Below are 25369 nucleotides of genomic sequence, written 5' to 3' on the forward strand. Positions count from 1 at the left end.
GGAATCCATCCATGTTATTAGGCTCACATGTCAGCATGAGCGGAAAGAAAATGCTGTTAGGAGCAGCAGAAGAAGCAGCCAGTTATGGATCTTCGACTTTTATGATCTATACAGGCGCCCCTCAAAACACTAGAAGAAAAGCCATCGAAGAGATGAATATTGATGCCGGAAAAGCGTACATGGCAGAAAAAGGTCTAACAAATATCGTCGTTCATGCCCCTTATATCATTAATTTGGGGAATACGATCAAACCAGAAATGTTTCCTTTTGCCGTCCAATTTCTGAGAGAAGAGATTGTTCGTGCGGAAGCTTTAGGCGCTACTCAAATTACACTTCACCCAGGTGCTCATGTAGGGGCAGGAACAGAAGCCGGAATTGCTAGAATTACTGAAGGCTTGAATGAAGTTTTGACAAAAGAACAGACGGCACAAATCGCTTTGGAGACAATGGCAGGTAAAGGTACGGAAATAGGTCGAACATTTGAGGAATTAGCGCAAATCATCGATGGAGTAAAATTGAATGAAAAATTATCCGTTACTTTTGATACCTGTCATACGAATGATGCCGGTTATAATATTAAAGAAGACTTTTCAAGTGTAATGGAAGAGTTTGATAAGATCATCGGGTTAGATCGGCTTAAAGTACTCCATATCAATGATTCTAAAAATCCGCAAGGTTCGCATAAAGACCGGCACGCCAATATTGGTTTTGGAACAATCGGATTCGACACGCTGAATAAGATCGTCCATGATCCAATGTTTGACAATATTTCGAAAATCTTGGAAACTCCCTATGTCGGCAAAGATAAAAAGAAAGCTTACGCACCATATGCAAAAGAAATCGCCATGTTCAAAGCGCAAACATTTGATCCAGAAGTGTTTCCTGAGTTATTAGCAGAAGAAGTGATACTCTAAGATTTTCTATCTGACAGCAGCAAAAAAGGACCAGGCACATGTACCGACCCCCAAAAGTTAGACCAAAAAATCTAACTTTTGGAGGTCGGTATTTTTTATGGCTAAGTATACTTTTGAACTTAAATTAAAGATCGTTCATGATTATTTGGATGGCAAAGGCGGAAGTGATTATCTGGCAAAGAAGTATTCCATTAAGGCTCCATCACAAGTGAAGCGCTGGATCAATGCCTATCAAGAATTTGGTGAAGAGGGTCTAGTAAGAAAGCGACAAAAGAAAAAATATTCTGTTCAATTTAAGCTGGATGCGATAGAGTTATATCTAACAAGTGAGCTGTCCTATCGTGAAGTTGCCAACACACTTAACATGAACAACCCTAATTTGATCGCTAGTTGGATGCATCAATTCCGTGAGGGTGGGATCGATGGACTCTCAAAAACGAAAGGATGTCCACCTATCTTGTCTAAGAAAAATGAACCCAAAAATAAGAAAAAATCTACAACTAAAGCAACGTCTGAAGAACGTGAACGCATCGAGGAGTTGGAGAAACGAGTCCGTTCCCTTCAAATTGAAAATGCCTTTTTAAAAGAATTGAGGAAGCTGCGAAAACAGGAAGCCCAACAACGACGAATGAAGCAATCGCACGAATCATCGCAAGCCTCCGAGGACCGTTTAAATTAGTTGAGCTTCTAGAAACTTTAAAGTTCCCTAAGGCAACCTTTATGTACTGGCAAAAACGATTGGACCGTAAAAATCCAGATCAAGAGATTGAAGCGGAAATGCTTAAAATTCGGGAGAAGCACAAGGATTATGGCTGTTTACGGATGACCAATGAACTAAGAAACCGCGGTTTCTCTATCAATAAAAAGAAAGTTCAGCGCCTGATCAAGAAGCTAGGAATAAAAGTAACGGCATACACACGTAAATCACGGCGCTACAATTCTTATCGAGGTCAAGTCGGAGCAGTAGCCAAAAATCGGATCCATCGTCGTTTCTACACTAGTATCTGCCATCAGAAAATCACGACGGATACAACTGAATTTAAATACCATGAAGTGGATGCCAAAGGCATTATCCGTCAAAATAAATTGTATCTAGATCCTTTTATGGATATGTTCAATAGTGAGATTTTATCCTATCGTATCTCTGAAAAACCCAATGCATTAGCGGTAATGGAAGGTTTGGAGGAAGCTATCCAGACCACTAACGATTGTCCCTATCGTCGTACGTTTCACTCAGATCAAGGTTGGGCGTATCAAATGAAAGCTTATAGAAACAAATTGAAGGAGTACAAAATCTTTCAAAGCATGTCTCGGAAAGGGAACTGCTTAGATAATTCACTTATGGAGAATTTTTTTGGCTTACGCGAATTGTAAAATTAAGTTAGAAAAATAAAAAGGCATTTATGGTACACTCAAATTGTATTTCCGACGAAAGAAAACAAAGGAGTGTAACCATAAATGACCTACAAACATCTTACCATAGACGAACTGACAATGATAGAATCATATTATCTTCAACATAATAAGCCGGTTGAAATCGCTAACCGAATGGGACGTGCTATACAAACTATTTATAATGTAGTCAATAAGTTCAAGCAAGGTAAGACTGCTCTTGATTATTGGCACCAGTATAAAGAAAATAAGAAAAAATGTGGTAGAAAAGTCATTCAATTACCTGCTCATGAAGTAGATTACATTAAAGAGAAAGTCACTCTTGGTTGGACGCCTGACGTCATTATCGGGCGAAAAGAAAGACCTGTTTCATGCGGTATGAGAACACTTTATCGTTTATTTTCTAAAGGAATATTTGATATTGACACACTACCGATGAAAGGTAAAAGAAAACCCAATGGCCATCAGGAAAAACGGGGAAAACAACAGTATCAGCGCTCAATCCATGATCGACCTGATAATTATCCTGATTTCAATTCTGAGTTTGGTCACCTTGAAGGTGATACGATCGTTGGCATTCATCATAAAAGTGCCGTCATTACTTTAGTTGAAAGATTATCTAAAGTCATTATCACGATTAAACCCAACGGCCGTAAGGCATTAGATATTGAAACTGCCCTTAATCAATGGTTTTCTCGCTTCCCTAAAAACTTCTTTAAATCTATTACGTTTGACTGTGGAAAAGAATTTTCTAACTGGAAAGCCATTAGTAACCAACATGATATTGATATATATTTTGCGGACCCTGGAACACCTTCTCAACGCCCATTAAACGAGAATTCTAACGGGATTCTGCGTCGTAATGGACTGCCGAAATCAATGGATTTTAGAGAAGTGAATCAGACATTTATTTCCAGTGTCAGCAATCAACGTAATCATATTCCAAGAAAATCATTGAATTACAGAACACCAATCGAAATATTTTTGAGCTATGTACAAGAAGCATTTTATTCTAGCTTAATTTGACAAATCATATTATTAAAACAAGAGATTTTTCACGGGAAAGTTTATAACTGTTTCGAGGAATTAAAATCAGCCATCGATAGCTATATCTATTACTACAATAATGAACGGATAAAACAGAAATTAAACTGGCAAAGTCCCGTCCAATTTCGTAAAACAACCGTAACGGTTGTGTAAAAATATCATTTTAGAGCATGAAAAAAGGAGTGGATTTCTCCACTCCAAAAAAGTCTAACTTTTGGGGGTCACTACAACATTGCCTTGTCCTTTTTGGTTTAAGAAACAAAGGAGTACTTTTTGCAGTCTTTTTCATCATGCATCTTCTCCCCCCTCTTTTTAAATTTAGACAAACAGGGTATACTGGTAGAAAAGTAAAAAAACGAAAAGTTTCACAAGCAAGTGGCAAAACGTGATTGGAAGGACGAAAAGATGCTGGACACTTTAAAACCCTTGATCAACCAACTAAAAAAGAAACATACATACTTTATTCTTGGCATAGCCCTATTATTTACAATTATTCGTTTGTATTTATATAGTAAAGCAATCTATGGAACAGACATGTCGGCAACCTATGATGACCAGCTGCTGATTCGCTATGCTCAAAATATTTTGGACGGTAAATGGCTAGGGGAGTATACGACTACAACACTTTCCAAAGGAATCTCCTACAGCTTATTTTTAGTACTTGCACATAAACTGCATCTTTCTTATGCAGTTTTGTTCGGCATGTTCAGTATTTTTGCCAGTATATTGGTTGCACTCGCGTTTAAACCGGTCGTGAAGAACAAGTATCTTCTTTTAAGTATCTATTTTTATTTTTTGTTTTCTCCGATTAGTTTTACACATGAATATTCCACTCGAACGTATCGTAATGCCCTCGTGATTCCGGCTGTTGAGATCATTATCGCTTGTTTACTAGCTACTTATTACCGCAAATACGGTTCTAGCAGAAAATTGCTGCCATGGTTTTTAGGGCTTTCTGTCGCTTTTCCTTTCTTTTGGTTCATTCGCGAAGATTCTATCTGGCTTCTTCCTTTTACTGTAGTAGCTTTGGGTATCAGTTTCGTCCAGATCTTGCTAGGGCAAGACTTTTCTTTCAAAGAAGTAAAGAAGTTAAAAAAACGACTCTTTCTTCTCTCGAAACGGGAATGGCTGAAACTTTCATTGTTTTTACTTCCTATAGTTGGCTTTTCCATCGTCTATCAGTGGATCGAATATAAAAATGAGACAACATACGGTATTGCAACCATCAATGACCGTTCCAGTGGAGAATTTGGACTTTTGATGAAACAACTGATCCGAATAGATGATGAAACGAACTTGAATAAAGAAAACAGTGAGATATGGGTCTCACATGCTGCACTAAATAAAGCATTAGCCGCATCTCCTACATTCCATACTGTTTCTACCCGTATTGACGAATTATATACGACTCACGCGTGGACTCAAGGTGGAAAAGTAAAAGAATTACCCGGAGATATCATCTTTTGGGCATTGCGAGATGTGGTAAGCGAATCTGGTTATTACCAAAACAATGCAAAAGAAACCAATGATTTTTGGAAAAAAGTCAACCAAGAATTAGAAGAAGCCTATCACAAGGGAACCATCAAAAAGAAAAAAGAGTTCTATCTGATGGGATCAGGAGATGGAAAGACGATGAGTGATCTGCCAATCGTATTCGATTTCCTTCAATCAGGATACGCTTATGCATGGCGATATAAAGATTTCCATCAAGGAGGAAATTATAGTTTCGGAACGCAAGAACAAGTCAAACAGGCTCAAGAATTATTAAACCTTCCGCTAATGGAGAATTGGATCGATAGTAATGAACCGAGAACACCTAATTTCCAATTAACAAAATCAGCAAAAGTCGCGAATGTCATCATAAAAATTTACCAAGTTCTGGCTATTCTCGTGCTGATTGCCTCAATAGCAGGGATATTACTTATGATACTAGGAACCGTATTTGCAAAAGCTGATCGTGCCTATTATAGTTCCTCTTTGATTGTGGTCACCGGATTAATACTGACACAATTGGTTTTTCTTTTCGGTGTCTCGTGGTTTTGTTCTTATGCGCCAGAAAAAAAGGATTATTTTTTAAGTGTCTACACTGGCGCAGGCGTGCCGTTAACGCAATTCATCGTAGTAACAAGCATGCTAGTTTTCAGTAAATTAAATCTGAAAAAAGCTTTATCTTCTAAATAAAAAGACCCTTGGTAGCTAGATTTTTAACCTAACTATCAAGGGTCTTTGTGTGGAAAAATCAGTTTCTATTCGATTTCTTCTACCGTTTCCTGCAAACGCTGTTCATATTTTTTGTTTCCTTTATATAAATCACCAATCGTCCATGCCAACAGGAGAAGGACAAGAACAATGATTACATAAGCGATTTGATCAGCCAATGCTAGTTGAGCTGAAGTGGCTTGCTCGCCGAAGAAACTTTCGATCTGTCCTGGTAATCCTCGTAAGTTCAAGTAAGTTAGACTAATCACAGAGAACCAGCCAAGAAGTTTTACGATGAATGAATTTTTAAATCGGCTCCCCATCTCCGCTTGGCTGTTGGTCATCATCAGTAAAGGGATCATCGAAAACGGCAACGCAAAAGCCAAGAACACCTGGGATTCATTCATTAAGTTATTCAAAGCGGTATGTTCTTCGATCGTTCCTTTTGTACTTGTAAACAAAACACAAATCAATACAGGAATCACAGAAAGCAACCGTGTGACCAGTCTTCTTAGCCAAATCGGGATACGCATATGGATGAATCCTTCCATGATGACTTGACCAGTCAACGTACCAGTAATAGTAGAGTTCTGGCCAGAAGCAAGAAGTGCTACAGCAAATAAAGTGGACAAGATACCAGATTTTGCTACAGCAATCAAGATACCATTGCTCATAGCTGATGGATCAGATAAAGCTTCATACAGACCAAAAAAGGAAGGATCTTGGACAGAACCGGTTTTGAAGACAGCGACACCCATGATCAATAGCAGTGCATTGACTAGAAAAGCCATCGACAATTGGATATTAGAGTCCCAAGTAGAAAAACGTACAGCTTGTGCTACATCTTCTTCGTCTTGGTGATCAATCTTCCGAGTTTGAGAAACTGCTGAATGAAGATATAAGTTATGCGGCATGACTGTTGCACCAATAATCCCTAAAGCTCCAGTCAGCGGAGTTTCGTCGCCGATGACCGGTGAGTCTGAGAATGTATGACTGTTAGGGATAAAGCCAGCAAATAAACTGTGCCAATCTGGGTTAGACAAGCCAACTTGATAGACAAAAACGAATAAAATGACGAAAATTAAGCAGACAACCAGTGCTTCGATCTTACGAAACCCGACTTTTGTCAGTAGTAAGAGAACGAAAACATCTAATACAGTAATAAAGACGGCAATCACCAATGGAATATCAAAAAGTAAGTAGAGGGCGATTGCTGCACCAATGACTTCTGCGATGTCTGTTGCCATAATGGCTAATTCAGTCAAGATCCATAAAATGACACCCAATGTCTTACTTGTGCGTGCTCGGATTGCCTGTGCCAAATCCATTTGGGTCACGATTCCTAATTTTGCTGCCATATACTGTAAAAGCATAGCAATCAGACTAGACATCAAAATAACTGACATCAATAAATATTGGAAATTTTGTCCACCAGTGATCGAAGTGGACCAGTTACCTGGATCCATATAACCAACTGCTACTAATGCACCTGGTCCAGAGTAAGCAAGAAGTGTTTTAAAAAAACTTTTCCCTTTTGGTACATCAACTGTTCCATTTACTTCAGCTAAAGATAAACCATTTGTATGTTCAATAAGTCGATGCTTATGAAATTGTTTGTTGGATTGATTATTCAAGAAAAAACCACCTTTCCTATTTATCTACGATTACATTCTACACCTCAAAAAGAAAAAATTAAAGAAAAAGATTCGGTATGCCTAATTTATTTTCGTGGCGCGTCTTGCTGAATGACGAAAGAAATTTTGTTCTCCTCTAAAAAAACCACTATTTTTTGCATGAAACTAACGAATACGCCTTTCTTTTTTCAATAAACTTTAGTAAAATAAGTCATTGAGAGCAATTCGGAAATAGAAAGGAGAGATTTATATGTTATCAACAGGTATTGTCGTACTTATTGCTATTATTGCTTTGCTAATCGGCGCAGTAGGTGGCTTTTTCCTAGCGCGTAAATATATGAAAGACTATTTAGAAAAAAATCCTCCCGTTAATGAGGACATGTTGCGATCAATGATGATGTCAATGGGGCAAAAACCATCTGAGAAGAAAATTCGCCAGATGATGCAGCAAATGAAGAACCAAGGGAAAAAATAGGTTCTGACCCAACGACTTTTTACGGGCTGATTTTTTCAGTCCGTTTTTTATTTCGTAATTTGTTAGACTATTCAGATTATTCAGCAAAAAGACAAGCACAAACAATCCTAGGCTCTTGATAAAGACAAAGGAGGAGTAAAATGTCGATTTTTAGAAAGTTAGGCTGGTTTTTTCGTCAGGAAAAGAAACATTATTTAATTGGGGTTTTCTCGCTATTCGCAGTGGCCTTGGTACAGTTAGTTCCTCCAAAAGTGATTGGGATCATCATTGATGAGATTGCCGATAAAAATTTATCAGTAAAGATCATTTTCGGGTGGATCTTCCTATTGATTATCGCTGCTTTTTTACAATATCTTTTTCGTTATATCTGGCGGACGAATATTTGGGGAAGTGCAGCTCGGTTGGAGAAAGAACTTCGGCAGCAGTTATTCAAACATTTTACAGAAATGGACAATCTCTTTTACCAAAAATATCGGACTGGGGATTTGATGGCTCATGCAACGAATGATTTGAATGCGATCCAGAATGTAGCAGGAGCTGGTATCTTGACCTTTGCAGATTCAGTGATTACGGGCGGAACAACGATCATTGCGATGATTTTGTTTATTGATTGGCGCTTAACACTGATTGCGCTGATTCCTCTGCCTTTGCTGGCCGTCACTTCACGAGTGCTGGGGTCGAAACTCCATGATGCTTTTCGTGATTCGCAAGAAGCTTTTTCTAGTATCAATGATAAGACACAAGAAAGTATCACTGGGATCAAAGTCATTAAAACATTTGGACAAGAAAAAGAAGATCTAGCGGATTTTGAAGAAAAGATTGAAGATGCAATTATTAAAAACAAACGAGTCAATTTTTTAGACTCCTTATTTGATCCATTCATTACCTTGATTATCGGTCTGTCTTATGTTGCAACAATTATTTTAGGTGGAAAGTATGTCTTGGAAGGCACGATCTCGATCGGGCAGATGGTCTCATTTATTAGTTATATCGGTATGCTTGTTTGGCCGATGTTTGCGATTGGTCGATTGTTCAACGTATTGGAAAGAGGAAATGCTTCTTATGATCGCGTCAATGAACTTTTGCATGAAAAAACGCATATCGTGGAACAACTGGGTGCAGTGCAGACCCCGGCAAAAGGCGAGCTGAATGTAGCTATTTCCTCTTTTAATTATCCGAAAGAAGAATCACCAGCATTAGAACAAATCAAGTTTGCAATCCAAGAAGGAGAAACATTAGGTATTGTTGGGAAAACTGGTGCGGGAAAAACGACGATCATCAAATTACTGATGCGTGAATACGATGATTATGAAGGGAAAATCCAATTTGGCGGACGTTCGATCAAAGAATATTCATTGAATGCTTTATTAGGATCAATCGGCTATGTGCCTCAGGATCACTTCTTGTTTTCGATGACCATTCGAGATAATATCCGTTTTTCTAATCCAAAACTTTCAGAAGAAGAAGTAGAGCATGCGGCTTCTTTAGCATTTATCAACAATGAAATCAAGGAATTACCAAAAGGTTATGATACCTTAGTTGGAGAACGTGGAGTCTCTTTATCTGGCGGACAGAAACAAAGGATTTCGATTGCTCGAGCATTGATCAAAAATCCTGAATTATTAATATTAGATGATGCACTCTCTGCAGTAGATGCCAAAACAGAAGAAGCTATCTTGCATAATTTAAAAGAAATAAGAAAAGAGAAAACAACTATCATTTCAGCTCACCGTTTAAGTAGCGTAATGCATGCAAAAGAAATCATTGTTGTCGATCAAGGGAAAATCATTGAACGAGGAACCCATCATGAGCTGCTTGCACTAGGGGGCTGGTATGAACAAATGTGGGAGAAACAGCAATTAGAAGCGAAGATAGAAGGAGGCGAGGCCTGATGGATGAAAATTATCAATCGGAATGGACAAAATCGATTCCACTTAAAGAACAGAAAAAGATCATCACACGACTGATGAAGTTCGCCAAACCTTTTAGAAGAACGTTCATCGTTGCTATCTTATTTGCGTTTGCTCTGTCTGTGATCAATGTCCTATTGCCAAGGATCATCCAAACTTTTATGGATGATCATCTGGCTAAACAGTCGGCTACGACACAAGTTATTTTGTTTTTTGCTGGTATGTACTTATTTGGAGTCATAGTAAAAAGTATCATTTGGTTTTTCCAATGGTATTTGTATTCCATGGCTTCATTGAAGACCTATCAGTATATTAGGGTAAAATTATTTGAAAAGCTGCATACACTAGGTATGCGTTATTTTGATCAGACACCGGCAGGATCAACCGTTTCTCGAGTGACGAATGACACAGAAACGCTATTTGAATTTTGGTACGTCTTTTTGATGGTATTGACTGGGATCTTTGCAGTCGTTTCTTCATTCATTGCCATGTTTCAAATCAATGGAGAAATTGCCTTGTGGACTTTGGTGTTCTTGCCAATTTTAGGAATCGTCATCTGGTATTACCAGAAATTTAGTTCTCGTATTTACCGGAATATGCGAGAAAAATTAAGTCAGCTGAATACGAAATTGAATGAATCGATTTCCGGCATGCGTATTATCCAGCAGTTTCGCCAAGAAGCTCGTTTAGCTAAAGAATTTGAACAAGTGAACAATGAGTATTTAGACACGCGTTATGCGATGATCAAAACGAATTCGATTCTGTTAAGTCCAATCATCAATTTTCTATATGCATTGGCGATTGCGTTGGTGTTGACTTTGTTTGGGATCGATGCGTTGCATTCTCCCGTAGAAGTTGGACTGATCTATGCATTTACGACCTATGTCCAGGGATTTTTTAATCCAATGTCTCAAATGATGGACTTTTTGAGCATCTTCACAGATGGGATGGTTGCTGGTAGTCGTATCTTGAAGATTATGGATACGGAAGAATATGCACCACAACAAAACCCTGGAGCAGATCAAATGATTACTTCAGGTAAGATTGAGTTTCGCAATGTAAGCTTTTCTTATGATGGAGAGCACAATGTATTAAACAATATCTCTTTTGTTGCTAATCCGGGAGAGACCGTTGCATTAGTGGGACACACCGGAAGTGGGAAAAGCTCGATCATCAATGTGTTGATGCGATTTTACGAATTTTATGAAGGTCAGATATTGATTGATGATCATGACATTCGAGAATATCCAATGGAAGAGTTACGTAAGAAAATGGGGCTGGTCTTGCAAGATGCTTTCTTGTTTTATGGGGATATCGCAGGAAATATTCGGATGATGAATCCAGCTATCACAGACGAACAGATACGCCATGCGGCTGAGTTTGTTCAAGCAAACAAATTCATCGATGAATTACCAAAAGGATATCACTCAAAAGTGATCGAACATGGTGCCAGCTATTCTAGTGGACAACGACAGCTGATCACTTTTGCGCGAACAATCGTGACTGATCCTAAAATTCTAGTATTGGATGAAGCAACAGCAAATATCGATACTGAAACAGAAGGATTGATCCAAGAAGGATTGGCGAAAATGCGACAAGGACGGACAACGATTGCGATTGCCCATCGGCTGTCAACGATTCGAGATGCAGAATTGATTTTAGTTTTAGACAAAGGTCATATAGTAGAACACGGGAATCATGAAACACTTCTAGCGCAAAATGGTTTGTATGCAGATATGTACAAACTGCAAAGCAGTGGTATATAAAAGATGTTGTGACAGTAGCATTTTGACCTAAGCACTAGAGTGAAAATAAAACATAGCTTCCCATATTTTTCATCTGTGAGAGTTAGTGTCGTAGTTACCAGATTTAAAAAAGACGACGTCAGCTAGTCAGAAGTGCCTAATAGCCCCTAAGAAAGCGTTGACAAAATCGTTTGCTTTCGATAATATAAAGAAAACGATACAACTTGGATAGTGATTGCCTAATGCAAGCTAAACCTGATGAGTCTCCCATGGTTTCATGGACGGCTTTTTGGGTTTTTCTTTTTGTTTTGGATACAGCCCTATATATCATGGAAAGGAGCAAAACATGCTGATTGAGAAAGTACTGAATAACAACGTCGTAATAACAAGGGATGAAAGAGATCGAGAAATGATTGTGATGGGAAAAGGATTGGCATTCAAAAAGAAGGTGGGTGACCCGATTCTTGACTCATGCATCGACAAAAAATTTCAGTTGACAAATGACGGACTTTCACAACAGTTCCAAGAATTGGCACAAGCGATTCCTCTTGAGTACTTAGAAATTTCTTGTGAAATCATTGAATATACAAAAGAGGCTCTGCAAGTCCATTTAAATGATTCTGTGTATATTTCATTGACGGATCACTTGTATACAGCTATCGAACGTCAAAAAATGGGGATCTTTGTGCCAAATGTATTGCTGTATGATATCAAACAACTGTTTCCTAAAGAGTATGCCATTGGGAAAAAAACAGTGAAGAAAATCTCGGATAAATACCACATCAAGTTATCAGAAGACGAAGCCGGATTTATCGCATTGCATTTAGTCAATGCACAAGGCATTCAAAGCCAGCAAGACAATACCTACCTGTTTACCACAACAATACAGGATATTTTAAATATCGTCCGCTATTACTATAAGATTACATTTGATGAAGATTCAGTCCACTTTTTTCGATTCGTCACACACCTGCGTTTTTTTCTGACACGTGTCCTAGATGGAGCAAAATCAGAAGATGGAGAAGTTTCTGAAGAATTGTTCCAAGTTATTCAAAAAAAATATAAGGATACGTTTGGTTGCGTTGAGAAAATAGCAGACTTTTTAACCGGGGCTTTCGACTACCAGATGTCCACGGATGAAAAAATGTATTTAACGATCCATACTGCGCGTTTAGTGCATGAGAATCGTTGTAAATAAATAAAAAAGGAGGACAAATTAACAAGAACGTATGAAAATAAGGGTAGTGACATTCAGTTGGCTAAACCTTCCACTAATTAATTGGAGGGAATAGAAATGGGAAAATACCAGGAATTAGCAGAAAACATCGTAAAGAATATCGGAGGAAAAGAAAATATCCGTAGCTTGACACACTGTGTGACGCGACTTCGTTTCAAACTAAAGGAGGAAAATAAAGCAAAGGATGATGTTTTGAAAAAGATGGAAGGGATAGTCACCATCATGAAAAGCGGCGGGCAATATCAAGTTGTAATCGGGAATCATGTGCCAGATGTCTATGCAGAAGTACTGACAGTAGCCGGGATTTCCGATGAAGCAGAAGAAGAGGTTTCTTCAAGTAGTAATCTGTTCAATCGATTAATCGACATATTAAGTGGCTGTTTCCAGCCTTTTTTAGGTGCTTTGGCTGCAGCGGGAATGGTCAAAGGATTAAATGCTTTGTTCTTGTTTCTCAAATTTTATACTGAAGGATCGGGTACGTACATCATGCTGAATGGGATAGGGGATGCAATTTTTTATTTCATGCCAGTGATCTTAGGGTACACAGCAGCGAAAAAATTTCATCTGAATCCGATGGTGGGGCTCGTGATTGGTGCAGCACTTTGTTATCCGACTGTACAAGGAGCAGCACTACAAAGTGGTTTCCCTGATGGCAGTCCTGCGCCTTATAGCTTGCTGGGTCTTCCGGCTTATGAAACATTTTTGGGTATCCCATGGGTGGGCAGCAGTTATACCAGTAGCGTCGTACCTGTTATCTTCATTATCGCATTTGCCGGACAAGTCCAAAAAATTGCAAAAAAATGGATTCCTGCAGTCGTCCAGACCTTTTTGCTTCCTTTTTCTGTGTTATTAATCGCACTTCCTGCTGGCTTTTTGATTATCGGTCCGATTGTCAGTATACTGACAGATCTATTAAGCACGGGATTCCAAGCATTGATGGACTTTTCTCCAGCTGTGTATGGTGCAGTTCTAGGATTTCTTTGGCAAGTACTGGTGATTTTCGGACTTCATTGGAGTATTATCCCTCTTGCGATTATGCAGCTAGCGCAAAATGGGTGGAGTCAGATGTTAGTAGGCGTTTATGGCGCGAGTTTTGCACAGACAGCAGTGGTATTGGCGATGTATTTCAAGTTCAAGGATCAAAAAATGAAGGCGCTTTGCATGCCAGCTGTGATTTCAGGAATCTTCGGCGTAACAGAACCGGCCATTTATGGAATCACCTTACCGAAGAAGAAGCCATTTATTTACTCGATGATTGGTGGTGCTGTTTCAGGAATCTATTTGATGGCATCTGGAACAATCAGCTACACAATGGGCGGATTAGGGATTTTTGGGGTGGTAAACTACATCACGGAAACAGACGCCAGTGGTATGTTTCAAGCGTTTATCGGCATTGCTATTGCTTCGGTAATCGGGTTTTCGCTGACTTTTTTCTTTTGGAAGGATGAAGCAGGTGAAACAGATGATATACAGAAAAAATCAGGTAAAGAAATTGTAAAAACACCGATACAAGGACAAATCGCTCCACTAAATGCAGCGAAGGATGCAGCTTTTGCGCAAGGAACACTAGGTCGAGGAATCTTGATCTACCCTGAAAAAGGAGAAGTACGTGCCCCTTTTGACGGAACAGTCATGACCCTGTTCCCGACGAAACATGCAATCGGAATGGTTTCTGAAACAGGGCTGGAATTGTTGATTCATGTCGGATTGGATACTGTGTAGTTGGAAGGGAAATATTTTGAAAGCTTAGTGCAGCAAGGAGAAAGAGTGAAACAAGGCGATCTGTTGCTACGCTTCGACAAAAAGAAAATCGAAAAGGAAGGATACAGTTTAGAAACACCTGTGATCGTCACCAATTACACGGATTATTTGGATATTTTGGAAAACCAAGGGGAGACGGTCGGGCCAGACGATGCACTTATCACCGCACTGACCTGAACGGTTAGGTGAAGAATGGACTAGGCTTGACTATTCTTTTTATTCCACTTCTTTATTTTCAAAATTGAAAGGCTCTTTCATGATGGCTGAGCTGATAGGGCGTTTATCGAATTTTTGACCGACAGAAATTAGATGGACTAAATTCTGTTGATAATTTTCTGCAAAAACACAACTATATAACACGTCTAGAAGATAACAAATTGATGTATTGATCGTAAAATTACCAATTTTTGAATACAGTCGCTCGCGTGTCGTAAGTCGCAAAGCGGCTGTACTCATTGCAGATAGCGTTGAATCACCGATACTGGTCAAAGCTAAAATTGGAACATGATTTTGTTTCAATATTTCTGCGGTACGAAGAATCACTTTATTTTCACCCGTATAAGAAATCAGGATCCCGCACATATCGCTCGTGCAATTGTACGCTTCATAGAATGATTCACCAAAAGTGGTGACAATTGTGACATCCATTTTGATGCGCTTCATTTTCAGCATGAAATCTTGAGAAATCAAAGTATTCGAGTTACTGGCGAAGATCACGATTTTTTTTGCCTGGAGCAGTAAATACTTAGCTTTTTGCAGTTGGTCATGATGAATGAGAGACAGTGTATCTTGAATCGTCATCTGTTCTAAAGAAGCCATTTTATTTGCAATCGTCATAATACCGTCTGTGGTGGAAAAAGGAAGATTCGCATCTATGTCTTGAAAATTCCCTTCAAGATAGGCTGTTTCAGCTAAAAAAGCATTACGAAAACTGACCCAGCCATCAAAACCCATTTTTTTTGCTACACGGATGAGTGTGGACGGGTGGACATAACATCGCTCAGCAATCGCTTGGATGGTCATTTCGCCAAGTGCTGGAGAATCGCTTAAGAGAAACTGGATCACTTCATTTTCTGAAGGAGAAAAGGAGATTTCTTTGATTTTTTCACGTAATAACATGTAGATACCTTCTTCTTATTTTTTTACGTAAATTATAACTTTTTTGAAAATTATTTGTAAACGGATTTATACTATATAACTTAAAATAGACATTTTTTGACAAGATATTTACAAAAATCCATTAGAAAACACTAACTTTTGTAAATGTTACTGGAAAGAAACGGATTTCTATTGTTTGTTTTGTTTACAAAAAAGATAATGAAAGTGTAAAAAAGTAAAGGAGTGAGAACATGGCAAAAGGAATCAAAATCGCTACGATTGGTGGAGGCAGCAGTTACACCCCCGAGTTGATGGAAGGATTTATCAAAAGATATGAGGAATTACCGATACGAGAAATCTGGCTCGTAGATGTAGAAGAAGGAAAAGAAAAGCTTGAGATCGTTAGTCAGATGTCTCAGCGTATGTGGGATGCTTCTCCGTATGAAGTCAAAATCTATGCAACTCTGGATCGGGAAGAAGCATTGAAAGATGCGGATTTTGTTACGACTCAGTTTCGTGTCGGTCAATTAGATGCACGAATCAAAGACGAGCGGATCCCTAGTTATTATGGGATGATTGGGCAAGAAACAAATGGTGCTGGCGGGATATTCAAAGCTTTTCGTACCGTGCCAGTCGTTTTGGCAATCGTTGAAGACATGAAGCGTTTATGTCCAAATGCTTGGCTGATCAATTTCGCGAACCCAAGTGGGATGGTGACAGAAGCAGTTATCAGATATGGCAAATGGGATAAAGTAATTGGATTATGCAATGTGCCAGTAATGGCGATGATGACAGAACCAGCAATGCTTGGCAAGAAAAAAGAAGAGCTGATCTACAAGTTTGCCGGTCTAAATCATTTCCATTGGCACAAAGTAGCAGATAATAAAGGAAATGACCGCACGGCAGAATTGATTGATCGTTTATACGATGAAGATAATGGATTGCCGAAAAATATTTTTGATATCCCGTTTTTCAAAGAACAATTAAAACAAATGAACATGATCCCTTGTGGCTACCACCGCTATTACTATCGTGAAGAAGAAATGCTGGAACATGCTTTAGAAGAATATCAAACGATTGGTACAAGAGCGCAGCAAGTGAAAGAAACAGAAGCAGAGCTATTTGAATTATACAAAGATCCAGAATTAGACCATAAACCTGAACAATTGCAAAAACGAGGTGGCGCTTATTATTCAGACGCTGCCTGTGAAACGATTGCTTCAATCTATGGAAATAAAGAAACACAGATCGTGGTATCTACAAAGAATGATGGAGCTGTTCCTGACCTGCCGGCAGATTGTGTAGTAGAAGTCACTGCCTATGTTGGCGCACAAGGAGCGAGAAATGTAGCGTTTGGTTCTCTTCCTGCTGCTGAAAGAGGCTGGTTGCAAGTAATGAAGAATATGGAATTGCTGACGATCGAAGCAGCTGTGACTGGTGATTATGGGACAGCTTTACAGGCGTTTACGATCAATCCACTTATACGATCAGGAAAGACAGCAAAACGGATCATGGATGAGTTGTTTATTGCACACCAGCAGTATTTACCGCAATTCAAGGAAACAATCAGCCGATTAAAAGAAGAAGGAATCGAAGTTCAAGATGAACTGGCAAGAGAATTATCAGGTAATACACATATAATGGAGGAAGTATAATGGGATTCAGAAAAGATTTTTTATGGGGCGGTGCTACAGCAGCCAATCAATGTGAGGGCGGTTATGATGAAGGTGGACGCGGACTAGCAAACGTAGATGTTGTGCCAATCGGAAAAGACCGTTTTCCTGTTATCACCGGAAAGAAAAAAATGTTTGAATTTGATGAGGATCATTTTTATCCAGCAAAAATTGCAATCGATATATATCATCGTTATAAGGAAGATATTGCTTTGTTTGCAGAAATGGGGTTCAAGACTTATCGAATGTCTATCGCCTGGAGTCGTATTTTTCCAATGGGGGATGAGAAAGAGCCGAATGAAGCTGGCTTGAAATTTTATGAGGATGTCTTTAAAGAATGCCAAAAGCACGGAATTGAGCCACTTGTGACGATTACGCATTTTGATTGTCCAATGCATTTGATCAAAGAATATGGTGCGTGGCGTTCCAGAGAACTCGTTGGTTTTTATGAAAATCTGTGTCGAGTCATCTTCAATCGCTATAAAGGACTTGTCAAATATTGGCTGACATTCAATGAGATCAATATGATCCTTCATGCACCATTCATGGGCGCAGGGCTGTATTTTGAAGAAGGAGAAAATGAAGAACAAATCAAATATCAAGCGGCACATCATGAGTTGGTTGCAAGTGCCATCGCAACGAAGATTGCTCATGAAGTAGATCCGGAGAACAAAGTAGGCTGTATGCTGGCAGCAGGAGCATATTATCCATACACTTGCAATCCTGAAGATGTTTGGGCTTCTAGAAAATCAGATCGAGAAAATTATTTCTTCATTGATGTCCAGTCACGAGGAGAATATCCCGCTTATGCATTGAAAGAAATGGAGCGAAATGGCATTCAGATCGAAATGGAACCAGGGGATGCCGCATTGCTGAAAGAACATACTGTTGATTTTATCTCTTTTTCTTATTATTCTTCCCGAGTTTCGACTACCGACAACGAACTCTTGGAACAGACTGCAGGAAATATCTTTGCTTCTGTCAAAAATCCATATCTGCAAGCAAGTGAATGGGGGTGGCAAATTGATCCATTAGGCTTGAGAATAACGATGAATGATATTTATGATCGTTATCAAAAACCATTATTTATTGTAGAAAACGGCTTAGGTGCAGTCGATACGCCAGATGAAAATGGTTATGTGGAAGATGATTACCGAATCGATTACCTGGCAGCGCATATCCAGGCGATGAAGGATGCAGTAGAACTAGACGGAGTCGATCTATTAGGCTATACGACTTGGGGATGTATTGATTTAGTATCAGCTGGTACCGGTGAGATGAAGAAAAGGTACGGATTCATTTATGTCGATCGTGATAACCAAGGAAATGGCACATTAGCCCGTTCAAAGAAAAAATCATTCAACTGGTATAAAAAAGTAATTGATTCAAATGGAGAAAATCTTTCGAACGATTGATCAATGATTTATAAAAGTCTATTGTTTTTCAGCGGATTTTTCGAGTATAATAAAGCTATTCGAGAAACGCAAGCAGAACAATAGACTTTTTTTCGCATTGGCTGTAAAGTATGCTTACTTGATTAAGTAAAGGAGAATCTACATATGTATGATGTAATCGTTATTGGCGCAGGTCCTGCTGGGATGACTGCTGCTTTATATGCTTCACGTTCAAACTTATCCGTATTGATGATCGAACAAGGTGCCCCTGGCGGCCAAATGAACAATACGGCAGAAATCGAAAATTATCCTGGATTCGATTCGATCATGGGCCCCGATCTAGCTTATAAGATGTATGAAAGTGTCTCAAGATTTGGGACAGAAAATGCTTATGGAATCGTTCAAGATATCAAGGATCACGGCAGCCATAAAGAAGTCATCTGTGAAGATAAAAGTTACGAAGGAAAAACAGTCATTATCGCAACAGGATGTATCCACCGTAAATTAGGCGTACCTGGCGAGGAAGAATTTGCTGGACGAGGCGTTTCTTACTGTGCAGTCTGTGATGGTGCGTTTTTCCGTAACAAACGTCTAGTAGTCATCGGGGGTGGGGACTCAGCAGTAGAAGAAGCCATCTATTTGACACAATTTGCTTCTGAAGTAGTGATCGTCCACCGTAGAGATGAATTACGTGCACAAAAGATCATCCAAGACCGTGCATTTGCAAATGAAAAAATTTCCTTTATGTGGGATACAGTCGTTGACGAAATCGTTGGAAACGAAATAGTAGTGACAGGTGTGAAAGCACGTAATGTCAAAACCGGCAATGAATTTGATTTAGCAGCAGACGGAGTATTCATCTATGTTGGACTGGATCCATTAACTGCACCTTTTAGAGAAGCAGGTTTGACGAACGAGGCTGGCTGGATTCCAACAGACAACGAAATGAAAACGAATATGCCAGGCGTTTTTGCCATCGGAGATGTTCGTGAAAAAGATTTGCGACAAATCACTACAGCTGTTGGTGACGGCGGTATTGCTGGACAACAAGTGTATAAATACTTGGAGTCTTTAGAAGAAACAACAGCATAAGTTTAAAAAGAGTGAAAGAACGGGTTCAATTGTTCTTTTACTCTTTTTTTTCGCGTGAAATTTACTGAATCTGATTTATGCGAACACGTCCAACACCTTTTGATAAAAGAATCCTTTCTTGATTTAAGCGTTTTTTGGTCCTCATACTTTCATATCTAATAAGTGAATGCTATACTTATTAAGAACTATATTTCAGAAAGAGGTGTTATTTTCATGTCTTGGGAACAAGTGTATGAACAATGGGTACATGAAGAAAATTTAGAAGAAAACTTAAAAAAACAATTAAATGATCTGGGTGAAGATCCTGAAAAACTTGAAGATGCTTTTTATGCACCGTTGGAATTCGGTACTGCAGGCATGCGGGGAATCTTAGGACCTGGGATCAATCGAATGAACATCTATACGGTAAGACAAGCAACAGAAGGACTAGCACGTTTCATGGATACACAAGGTGAAGAAACAAAACGCCGAGGTGTCGCTATCGCTTATGACTCACGCCATCAGTCACCAGAATTTGCAATGGAAGCAGCCAAAACACTGGCACATCACAATATCCCGTCTTATGTATTCGAAAGTCTGCGTCCAACACCAGAGCTTTCTTTTGCAGTTCGTCATTTGAAGACGTTTGCGGGAATCATGGTAACCGCATCTCACAACCCAGCGGCTTACAATGGATATAAAGTCTACGGAGAAGATGGCGGACAAATGCCTCCTGCAGACGCAGATGCATTGACGAAATATGTCCGTGAAGTCAGCAATCCGCTAAAAGTCGAAGTATTATCTGACGAAGAAGCTAAACATAGCGGGTTGATCACGATCATCGGAGAAGAAGTGGACGCTGCTTATCTAGAAGAAATCAAAGCAGTGACGATTGATCGTGAATTGGTGGAAACAATGGGGAAAGATTTGAAACTTGTGTACACACCACTTCATGGAACAGGGAAAATGTTGGGCGAACGTGCGTTGAAACAAGCTGGATTTGAACAATTCGTACTAGTTCCCGAACAAGCTGTGGCAGATCCAGATTTCACTACGGTCAAATCGCCAAATCCAGAAGAACATTCAGCTTTTGAATATGCTATACGACTTGGAGAAAAAGAAGGAGCTGACTTGCTGATTGCAACAGATCCTGATGCAGACCGTTTAGGCGCAGCGGTTCGTTTGCCAGATGGTTCTTATGAAGTATTGACTGGGAACCAAATCGGAGCATTGTTTGCTCAATATATTTTGGAAGCACATCAATCACGGGGGACTTTACCAGAAAACGCAGCGGTATTGAAATCAATCGTTTCCAGCGAATTGCCTACAGCAATTGCGGAACACTACGGTGCTACCATGTTCAATGTGTTGACAGGGTTTAAATTCATTGCTGAAAAAATCCAACAATTTGAAGAAGACCATTCACATACTTTTATGTTTGGATTCGAAGAAAGTTATGGTTATTTAGTTAAACCTTTTGTTCGCGATAAAGACGCGATCCAAGCATTGCTTTTATTAGCAGAAGTAGCAGCTTACTATAAAAAACAAGGCAAAACGTTGTATGACGGCTTGCAAACGATTTTTGAAACCTATGGCTATTTCGCAGAAAAAACGATTTCTGTGACAATGAGCGGACAAGAAGGTTCTGCGAAAATCTCTGCTTTGATGGAAAAATTCCGTAAAGAAGCACCGACAGAATTTGCCGGAGCAAAAGTTATTCAAACAGAAGACTTTAAAGAATTGACGAGAACAGACCGTGAAGGAAACGTAGAAAAACTAACAACACCGCCATCCGACGTATTGAAGTATACATTGGAAGAAAATGGCTGGATCGCTATCCGCCCTTCAGGAACTGAGCCGAAAATCAAGTTTTATATTGGTGTAAAAGGAAGCTCTACAGAAGACGCAGCCGAAAAAGTAGCCTCTTATGAAGCGATTATCAAAAAGATGACAGAAGAATAAAAAACTTGAGACTGATGGAAAAAGTGGTAAACTTTAGAAGTCAGTCTTTTTTCAAGTTGGAGGTGAATGGATTGCCAGACACGCAAAAATCAAAAGTAGAGAAAGTCAGTCAATTATTCAAAATGTTGAGTGATCCCACTCGTCTTAAAATTCTGCTATATCTGAAAGACGGGGAACAAAATGTGACAGCAATCACCCAAGCAGTGGAAATGGAGCAGTCCGCTGTATCGCATCAACTACGTTTATTAAGAGAAAATCATGTCGTCAAGTCTCATCGCGAGGGAAAAGCGATTTTGTATAGTCTTGATGATTCTCATGTACTGGATATTTTGAACCAGACACTCAAACATGTGGAACATCAATAACGATAGGTGCAAATAGATAAACACTGGAGTGTGACAACGAAGAAATTTCGTTGTCACACTCCAGTGTTTTTTAAGTCTTAATTGTCAAATTAAGTTAGACAAATCATCAATACTTACGTAACTCAAAAATACTTCCAAAGGTGTTCGATAATTCAGTGATTTTCTAGGAATATTATTTCGTTTCGATGCGACAGATTGAATAAAAGATTCATCTACTGAATTGAAATCCATAGATTTCAATAAACCATCTCTACGTAACAATCCGTTAGAATTCTCGTTTAGGCCTCTTTGAGACGGCGTTCCTGGATCAGCGAAATAAATGGCAATATCATTGGCATTACTGATCTGTTTCCAATTTGAAAATTCCTTTCCACAATCAAAAGTGATGGATTTGAATAGATTTTTCGGTACAGATTCAAACCAATGATTTAATTTGTTTTCAATATCAATCGCTTGTCTACCACACGGTTTCAATGTGATGATAACTTTTGATAATCGCTCAACTAAGGTAATTACAGCACTTTTATGTTTCAAACCTACGATAGTGTCACCTTCAAGGTGACCAAACTCATTTGAGAATTGGCTATAATCTTTTTCACGTTCATGAATAGAGCGACGGAAAGCTTGTTTTCCACGTCTTTCTTGATGTCCATTTGGTTTACGCTTGCCTTTCATCGGTAAGTCAGAAGGATTAAATAGCCCCTTTTTGAACATACGATAAATGGTACGAGCAGAACAACGAATAGGAAACGCTGCACGACCAACAATCACATCGGGTGTCCATCCTTGAACAACCTTTCTTTGAATATATTCTGATTGTTCCTCAGGTAAAACAAGCGGGCGTCTACCACAGTTTGATTTGTTTTTCTTATACTGTTGATAGTACTCTAAGGCTGATTTTCCTTGCTTGAAGAACAGGTATACTTTATGGATCGTTTGTCTTGAACGATTCAAGCAATGCGCAGTTTTCGCAACAGATTGATTTATTTTGAAATAAGACTCTATCATTACAAGTTCATCCGTTGTAAGATGGGTATAGGTCATTTGTACTCACTCCTTATAATTCTTTGGACGGAACTATTTTGAGTGTAGCACAAATGACTTTTTTAGTTGTCTAGCTTAATTTTACAATCGGCGAAGAAAAAGACAAAAATGATTAATCGCTTTTTTCTGTTGTTTCAGTTCCATAATAACTATGATCTTCTAGGTCTAAAGCATTCAAAATAAGCGAAGCCGTTTCTTCAATAGATAAAGATGCCACATTGATCACTACACATCCTAGTTTTTCATAAAGATCATTCGCAAAATCGAGTTCAGCTCTAATTTTTTCGATATCGGAATAAGCAGTATCAGGGTTTAATCCGTAAGAGCGCATCCGTTCTTTACGGATATTATTTAAAATATCTGGGTTATTCGTCAGTCCCACGATTTTTTTAGGATCGATTTCCCACAGCTGTTTGGGAATATGTGCTTGGGGAATCAAAGGTAAATTGGCAACTTTTAAATTTTTATTTGCTAAAAACAAGCTCAAAGGCGTTTTGGAAGTTCGGGATACGCCTAGCAAAACGACATCTGCTTCTAAAAAACCACGAGGATCTTTCCCATCATCGTATTTTACAGCAAATTCCATTGCTTTGATCCGTTTGAAATAGTTCTCATTCAATAAATGGAGGGCACCAGGTTGCCGAATTGGCTTGATACCAGTTAAACGTTCAATTTCTGATATCGGTGGCGTCATCACATCGAAACTAAATAATTGATGTTCTTCACAAAAAGAACGTGTTATCTCGATCAGTTCTTGATTGATTAATGTATGCAGGACAAGTGCTTTTTCTTCTAATGCATCTTGCAATGCCTGCCTTAATGTTTTTTCATCTGTCACGAACGTTCTGCGGAATAGGTTGAACTCAACGGTAGGATACTGAGCCATAGTAGCTTGCGCTAGTTTTGTCGCAGTTTCTCCAGCAGAGTCGGAGATGACAAAAAAAGTAACGATTTCTGTAGAATCGGAAGACATGGATAAAACCTCACTTGCATTTTTTTTATGTTTATTATACCATACTCTAGAATGCGTACTTCGTAATCATTTTGATTTGGAGGAATAAGTCATGAAAAAACAGACATTGATCGAACAATCATTAGAAACATTGAAAAATAACGGTTTTAAATATACTAAAAAAAGAGAAGCATTGTTAACTTATTTAGTGAAGCGTAACCGCTACGTATCTGCTAAAGAAGTTTTTGACTATATGAATCAGGAATTCAAAGGGGTAAGTTATGATACGATTTACCGGAATCTCCATGATTTTGCAGAGATCGATTTACTGGAAGAAACCGATTTAAATGGAGAAATGAAGTTTCGTTTTCATTGCTGTCAGGGGGAAATCGGCCATCACCATCATTTTATCTGTACAGTGTGCGGAACAACGAAAGAAATCCATATGTGTCCGATGAATTATTTCGAAGAACAGCTAGGTGGATGCACGATCGAAGGGCATAGATTCGAGATTTTCGGAAGATGTGAAAATTGTCAATAAGGATTTAAATAAAATAACATTTGATAATTTTAAAAAAAAGCAAGATTTCCTTGACGGTCAAAACAGCATTAGATATAATATTTACAGGACAGTCTTGTTTTTTGAGATATATTTCAATAACAATTACGGTTACTTTTTAAGCTCGGAGGGAGGGAATTAACATGTCAAAAACAGTCGTTCGCAAAAACGAATCACTTGACGATGCTCTTCGTCGCTTCAAACGTTCCGTGTCAAAAGCGGGTACTTTACAAGAATCTCGTAAACGTGAATTCTACGAAAAACCAAGTGTAAGACGCAAGAAAAAATCTGAAGCAGCTAGAAAACGCAAAAAATTCTAGTTCTGTGATGAATTGGAGTTGGTAGTGTGTCACTACTAAGTAGATTAAACGATGACATGAAAGCAGCGATGAAAGCGAAAGATAAGGAATCTTTACAAGTCATCCGAATGATCAAGTCATCTATACAAAACGAGCAGATTAAAGAAGGTCACGACTTGACAGAAGAAGAAGAACTAACGGTGTTGTCTCGCGAAATGAAACAGCGACGTGATTCTTTGCATGAGTTTGAAGAAGCAGGACGTGACGATTTAGCTGAAAAAGTAAAAAGTGAAATTGTAATAGTCGAAAAATATATGCCGGAACAACTTTCCGACGAAGAAATTCGACAACTTGTTCAAGAAGCAATCACTCAAACTGGTGCTTCATCAATGAAAGAATTTGGCAAAGTTATGGGTGCAATTATGCCTAAAGTCAAAGGAAAAGCAGATGGAAACCAAGTGAATGCGATTGTGAAAGAACTATTACAATCTTAATTTTATCATTTAAACTGCGGACAGTGATTGTCCGCAGTTTTTTGTGTTCGTAAAAAAAGAACTAAAAAACAGCTAGAAGAAAGAATCTTATTCTTTCTTCTAGCTGTTTTTTTCCTGTTTAATATCTCTTATGTTAAATTGTGT

Annotated in this window: 21 protein-coding genes and 2 pseudogenes; 19 read left to right on the top strand and 4 right to left on the bottom strand. The window is 38.8% G+C overall.

Annotation, left to right across the window (positions count from 1 at the left end):
- The first annotated feature begins 11 nt into the window (after positions 1 to 11).
- From MKX69_RS03980 to MKX69_RS04005, 6 genes and pseudogenes are all read left to right on the top strand, one after another.
- Complete coding sequence (locus tag MKX69_RS03980) at positions 12 to 914, top strand: deoxyribonuclease IV (protein WP_341008891.1); 903 nt, start codon at positions 12 to 14, stop codon at positions 912 to 914.
- Between the two features lie 97 nt (positions 915 to 1011).
- Positions 1012 to 1593, top strand: coding sequence for a transposase (locus MKX69_RS03985; protein WP_341008892.1), 582 nt, complete (start codon positions 1012 to 1014; stop codon positions 1591 to 1593).
- Positions 1563 to 2288, top strand: coding sequence for an IS3 family transposase (locus MKX69_RS03990; RefSeq protein WP_341010488.1), 726 nt, complete (start codon positions 1563 to 1565; stop codon positions 2286 to 2288). The genes MKX69_RS03985 and MKX69_RS03990 overlap by 31 nt, the downstream gene beginning before the upstream one ends.
- 84 nt (positions 2289 to 2372) lie before the next feature.
- Positions 2373 to 3332 (top strand): IS30-like element IS6770 family transposase, encoded by a 960-nt coding sequence (locus MKX69_RS03995; RefSeq protein WP_002293280.1) that lies wholly within the window; start codon positions 2373 to 2375, stop codon positions 3330 to 3332.
- A 9-nt stretch (positions 3333 to 3341) separates the two neighbouring features.
- Positions 3342 to 3506 (top strand): annotated as a pseudogene (locus MKX69_RS04000) (IS3 family transposase); the annotation flags it as partial.
- A 252-nt stretch (positions 3507 to 3758) separates the two neighbouring features.
- On the top strand, positions 3759 to 5534 hold the full coding sequence (locus MKX69_RS04005; protein WP_341008894.1) for a glucosyltransferase: 1776 nt from the start codon (positions 3759 to 3761) through the stop codon (positions 5532 to 5534).
- Between the two features lie 65 nt (positions 5535 to 5599).
- On the opposite strand, the gene MKX69_RS04010 is transcribed toward MKX69_RS04005, so the two are convergent.
- The gene (locus MKX69_RS04010) at positions 5600 to 7186 is read right to left on the bottom strand and encodes an Nramp family divalent metal transporter (RefSeq protein ID WP_341008896.1); all 1587 of its coding nucleotides are present in this window, start codon (positions 7184 to 7186) and stop codon (positions 5600 to 5602) included.
- Positions 7187 to 7436: 250 nt separating this feature from the next.
- On the opposite strand from MKX69_RS04010, the gene MKX69_RS04015 reads away from it, so the two are divergent.
- The 5 genes and pseudogenes from MKX69_RS04015 to MKX69_RS04035 all read left to right on the top strand — a co-directional run bounded on the left by MKX69_RS04015 (position 7437) and on the right by MKX69_RS04035 (position 14491).
- Positions 7437 to 7661, top strand: coding sequence for a YneF family protein (locus MKX69_RS04015; protein ID WP_002294955.1), 225 nt, complete (start codon positions 7437 to 7439; stop codon positions 7659 to 7661).
- Between the two features lie 140 nt (positions 7662 to 7801).
- On the top strand, positions 7802 to 9553 hold the full coding sequence (locus tag MKX69_RS04020; protein ID WP_341008899.1) for an ABC transporter ATP-binding protein: 1752 nt from the start codon (positions 7802 to 7804) through the stop codon (positions 9551 to 9553).
- On the top strand, positions 9553 to 11337 hold the full coding sequence (locus MKX69_RS04025) for an ABC transporter ATP-binding protein (RefSeq protein ID WP_077828671.1): 1785 nt from the start codon (positions 9553 to 9555) through the stop codon (positions 11335 to 11337). The genes MKX69_RS04020 and MKX69_RS04025 overlap by 1 nt, the downstream gene beginning before the upstream one ends.
- A 325-nt stretch (positions 11338 to 11662) precedes the next feature.
- Complete coding sequence (gene licT, locus MKX69_RS04030; RefSeq protein WP_002327764.1) at positions 11663 to 12514, top strand: BglG family transcription antiterminator LicT; 852 nt, start codon at positions 11663 to 11665, stop codon at positions 12512 to 12514.
- Positions 12515 to 12610: 96 nt separating this feature from the next.
- Positions 12611 to 14491: pseudogene (locus MKX69_RS04035) on the top strand (beta-glucoside-specific PTS transporter subunit IIABC).
- Between the two features lie 39 nt (positions 14492 to 14530).
- On the opposite strand, the gene MKX69_RS04040 reads toward MKX69_RS04035, so the two are convergent.
- Complete coding sequence (locus MKX69_RS04040; protein ID WP_086318950.1) at positions 14531 to 15433, bottom strand: MurR/RpiR family transcriptional regulator; 903 nt, start codon at positions 15431 to 15433, stop codon at positions 14531 to 14533.
- A gap of 230 nt (positions 15434 to 15663) precedes the next feature.
- Here MKX69_RS04040 and MKX69_RS04045 point away from each other — a divergent pair, with 230 nt between their 5' ends.
- From MKX69_RS04045 to MKX69_RS04065, 5 genes are all read left to right on the top strand, one after another.
- Positions 15664 to 17067 carry a 6-phospho-beta-glucosidase gene (locus tag MKX69_RS04045; RefSeq protein ID WP_002289176.1) on the top strand — a complete coding sequence of 468 codons (1404 nt, stop codon included), beginning with the start codon at positions 15664 to 15666 and terminating at the stop codon, positions 17065 to 17067.
- Positions 17067 to 18500, top strand: a complete 1434-nt coding sequence (locus MKX69_RS04050; RefSeq protein WP_341008904.1) for a 6-phospho-beta-glucosidase — start codon at positions 17067 to 17069, stop codon at positions 18498 to 18500. The genes MKX69_RS04045 and MKX69_RS04050 overlap by 1 nt, the downstream gene beginning before the upstream one ends.
- 144 nt (positions 18501 to 18644) lie before the next feature.
- Positions 18645 to 19571 (top strand): thioredoxin-disulfide reductase, encoded by a 927-nt coding sequence (trxB, locus tag MKX69_RS04055; protein ID WP_341008905.1) that lies wholly within the window; start codon positions 18645 to 18647, stop codon positions 19569 to 19571.
- 213 nt (positions 19572 to 19784) lie between these two features.
- Positions 19785 to 21512, top strand: a complete 1728-nt coding sequence (locus MKX69_RS04060; RefSeq protein WP_002296152.1) for a phospho-sugar mutase — start codon at positions 19785 to 19787, stop codon at positions 21510 to 21512.
- Positions 21513 to 21526: 14 nt separating this feature from the next.
- Positions 21527 to 21877 (top strand): ArsR/SmtB family transcription factor, encoded by a 351-nt coding sequence (locus MKX69_RS04065; protein ID WP_002321425.1) that lies wholly within the window; start codon positions 21527 to 21529, stop codon positions 21875 to 21877.
- Between the two features lie 84 nt (positions 21878 to 21961).
- On the opposite strand, the gene MKX69_RS04070 is transcribed toward MKX69_RS04065, so the two are convergent.
- Both MKX69_RS04070 and MKX69_RS04075 read right to left on the bottom strand, forming a co-directional pair.
- The gene (locus tag MKX69_RS04070; protein ID WP_000222573.1) at positions 21962 to 22921 is read right to left on the bottom strand and encodes an IS30 family transposase; all 960 of its coding nucleotides are present in this window, start codon (positions 22919 to 22921) and stop codon (positions 21962 to 21964) included.
- A 112-nt stretch (positions 22922 to 23033) separates the two neighbouring features.
- Positions 23034 to 23894, bottom strand: coding sequence for a pyruvate, water dikinase regulatory protein (locus MKX69_RS04075; RefSeq protein ID WP_002296156.1), 861 nt, complete (start codon positions 23892 to 23894; stop codon positions 23034 to 23036).
- 91 nt (positions 23895 to 23985) lie between these two features.
- Here MKX69_RS04075 and MKX69_RS04080 point away from each other — a divergent pair, with 91 nt between their 5' ends.
- From MKX69_RS04080 to MKX69_RS04090, 3 genes are all read left to right on the top strand, one after another.
- Positions 23986 to 24414, top strand: a complete 429-nt coding sequence (locus MKX69_RS04080; RefSeq protein WP_002287322.1) for a Fur family transcriptional regulator — start codon at positions 23986 to 23988, stop codon at positions 24412 to 24414.
- Positions 24415 to 24575: 161 nt separating this feature from the next.
- Complete coding sequence (rpsU, locus tag MKX69_RS04085; RefSeq protein ID WP_002287321.1) at positions 24576 to 24752, top strand: 30S ribosomal protein S21; 177 nt, start codon at positions 24576 to 24578, stop codon at positions 24750 to 24752.
- A 26-nt stretch (positions 24753 to 24778) separates the two neighbouring features.
- Complete coding sequence (locus MKX69_RS04090; protein ID WP_002287318.1) at positions 24779 to 25225, top strand: GatB/YqeY domain-containing protein; 447 nt, start codon at positions 24779 to 24781, stop codon at positions 25223 to 25225.
- Positions 25226 to 25369: the final 144 nt, after the last annotated feature.

It is taken from the genome of Enterococcus sp. FSL R5-0957 (assembly GCF_038008005.1).
Taxonomy (GTDB): Bacteria; Bacillota; Bacilli; order Lactobacillales; family Enterococcaceae; genus Enterococcus_B; species Enterococcus_B faecium.

What these genes read in the sequence shown, in the direction of transcription:
- MKX69_RS03980 (WP_341008891.1), top strand. Translation starts at nt 12, where the DNA reads ATGTTATTAGGCTCACATGTCAGCATGAGCGGAAAGAAAATGCTGTTA.
- MKX69_RS03985 (WP_341008892.1), top strand. Translation starts at nt 1,012, where the DNA reads ATGGCTAAGTATACTTTTGAACTTAAATTAAAGATCGTTCATGATTAT.
- MKX69_RS03995 (WP_002293280.1), top strand. Translation starts at nt 2,373, where the DNA reads ATGACCTACAAACATCTTACCATAGACGAACTGACAATGATAGAATCA.
- MKX69_RS04005 (WP_341008894.1), top strand. Translation starts at nt 3,759, where the DNA reads ATGCTGGACACTTTAAAACCCTTGATCAACCAACTAAAAAAGAAACAT.
- MKX69_RS04015 (WP_002294955.1), top strand. Translation starts at nt 7,437, where the DNA reads ATGTTATCAACAGGTATTGTCGTACTTATTGCTATTATTGCTTTGCTA.
- MKX69_RS04020 (WP_341008899.1), top strand. Translation starts at nt 7,802, where the DNA reads ATGTCGATTTTTAGAAAGTTAGGCTGGTTTTTTCGTCAGGAAAAGAAA.
- MKX69_RS04025 (WP_077828671.1), top strand. Translation starts at nt 9,553, where the DNA reads ATGGATGAAAATTATCAATCGGAATGGACAAAATCGATTCCACTTAAA.
- licT (WP_002327764.1), top strand. Translation starts at nt 11,663, where the DNA reads ATGCTGATTGAGAAAGTACTGAATAACAACGTCGTAATAACAAGGGAT.
- MKX69_RS04040 (WP_086318950.1), bottom strand. Translation starts at nt 15,433, where the DNA reads ATGTTATTACGTGAAAAAATCAAAGAAATCTCCTTTTCTCCTTCAGAA.
- MKX69_RS04045 (WP_002289176.1), top strand. Translation starts at nt 15,664, where the DNA reads ATGGCAAAAGGAATCAAAATCGCTACGATTGGTGGAGGCAGCAGTTAC.
- MKX69_RS04050 (WP_341008904.1), top strand. Translation starts at nt 17,067, where the DNA reads ATGGGATTCAGAAAAGATTTTTTATGGGGCGGTGCTACAGCAGCCAAT.
- trxB (WP_341008905.1), top strand. Translation starts at nt 18,645, where the DNA reads ATGTATGATGTAATCGTTATTGGCGCAGGTCCTGCTGGGATGACTGCT.
- MKX69_RS04060 (WP_002296152.1), top strand. Translation starts at nt 19,785, where the DNA reads ATGTCTTGGGAACAAGTGTATGAACAATGGGTACATGAAGAAAATTTA.
- MKX69_RS04065 (WP_002321425.1), top strand. Translation starts at nt 21,527, where the DNA reads ATGGAAAAAGTGGTAAACTTTAGAAGTCAGTCTTTTTTCAAGTTGGAG.
- MKX69_RS04070 (WP_000222573.1), bottom strand. Translation starts at nt 22,921, where the DNA reads ATGACCTATACCCATCTTACAACGGATGAACTTGTAATGATAGAGTCT.
- MKX69_RS04075 (WP_002296156.1), bottom strand. Translation starts at nt 23,894, where the DNA reads ATGTCTTCCGATTCTACAGAAATCGTTACTTTTTTTGTCATCTCCGAC.
- MKX69_RS04080 (WP_002287322.1), top strand. Translation starts at nt 23,986, where the DNA reads ATGAAAAAACAGACATTGATCGAACAATCATTAGAAACATTGAAAAAT.
- rpsU (WP_002287321.1), top strand. Translation starts at nt 24,576, where the DNA reads ATGTCAAAAACAGTCGTTCGCAAAAACGAATCACTTGACGATGCTCTT.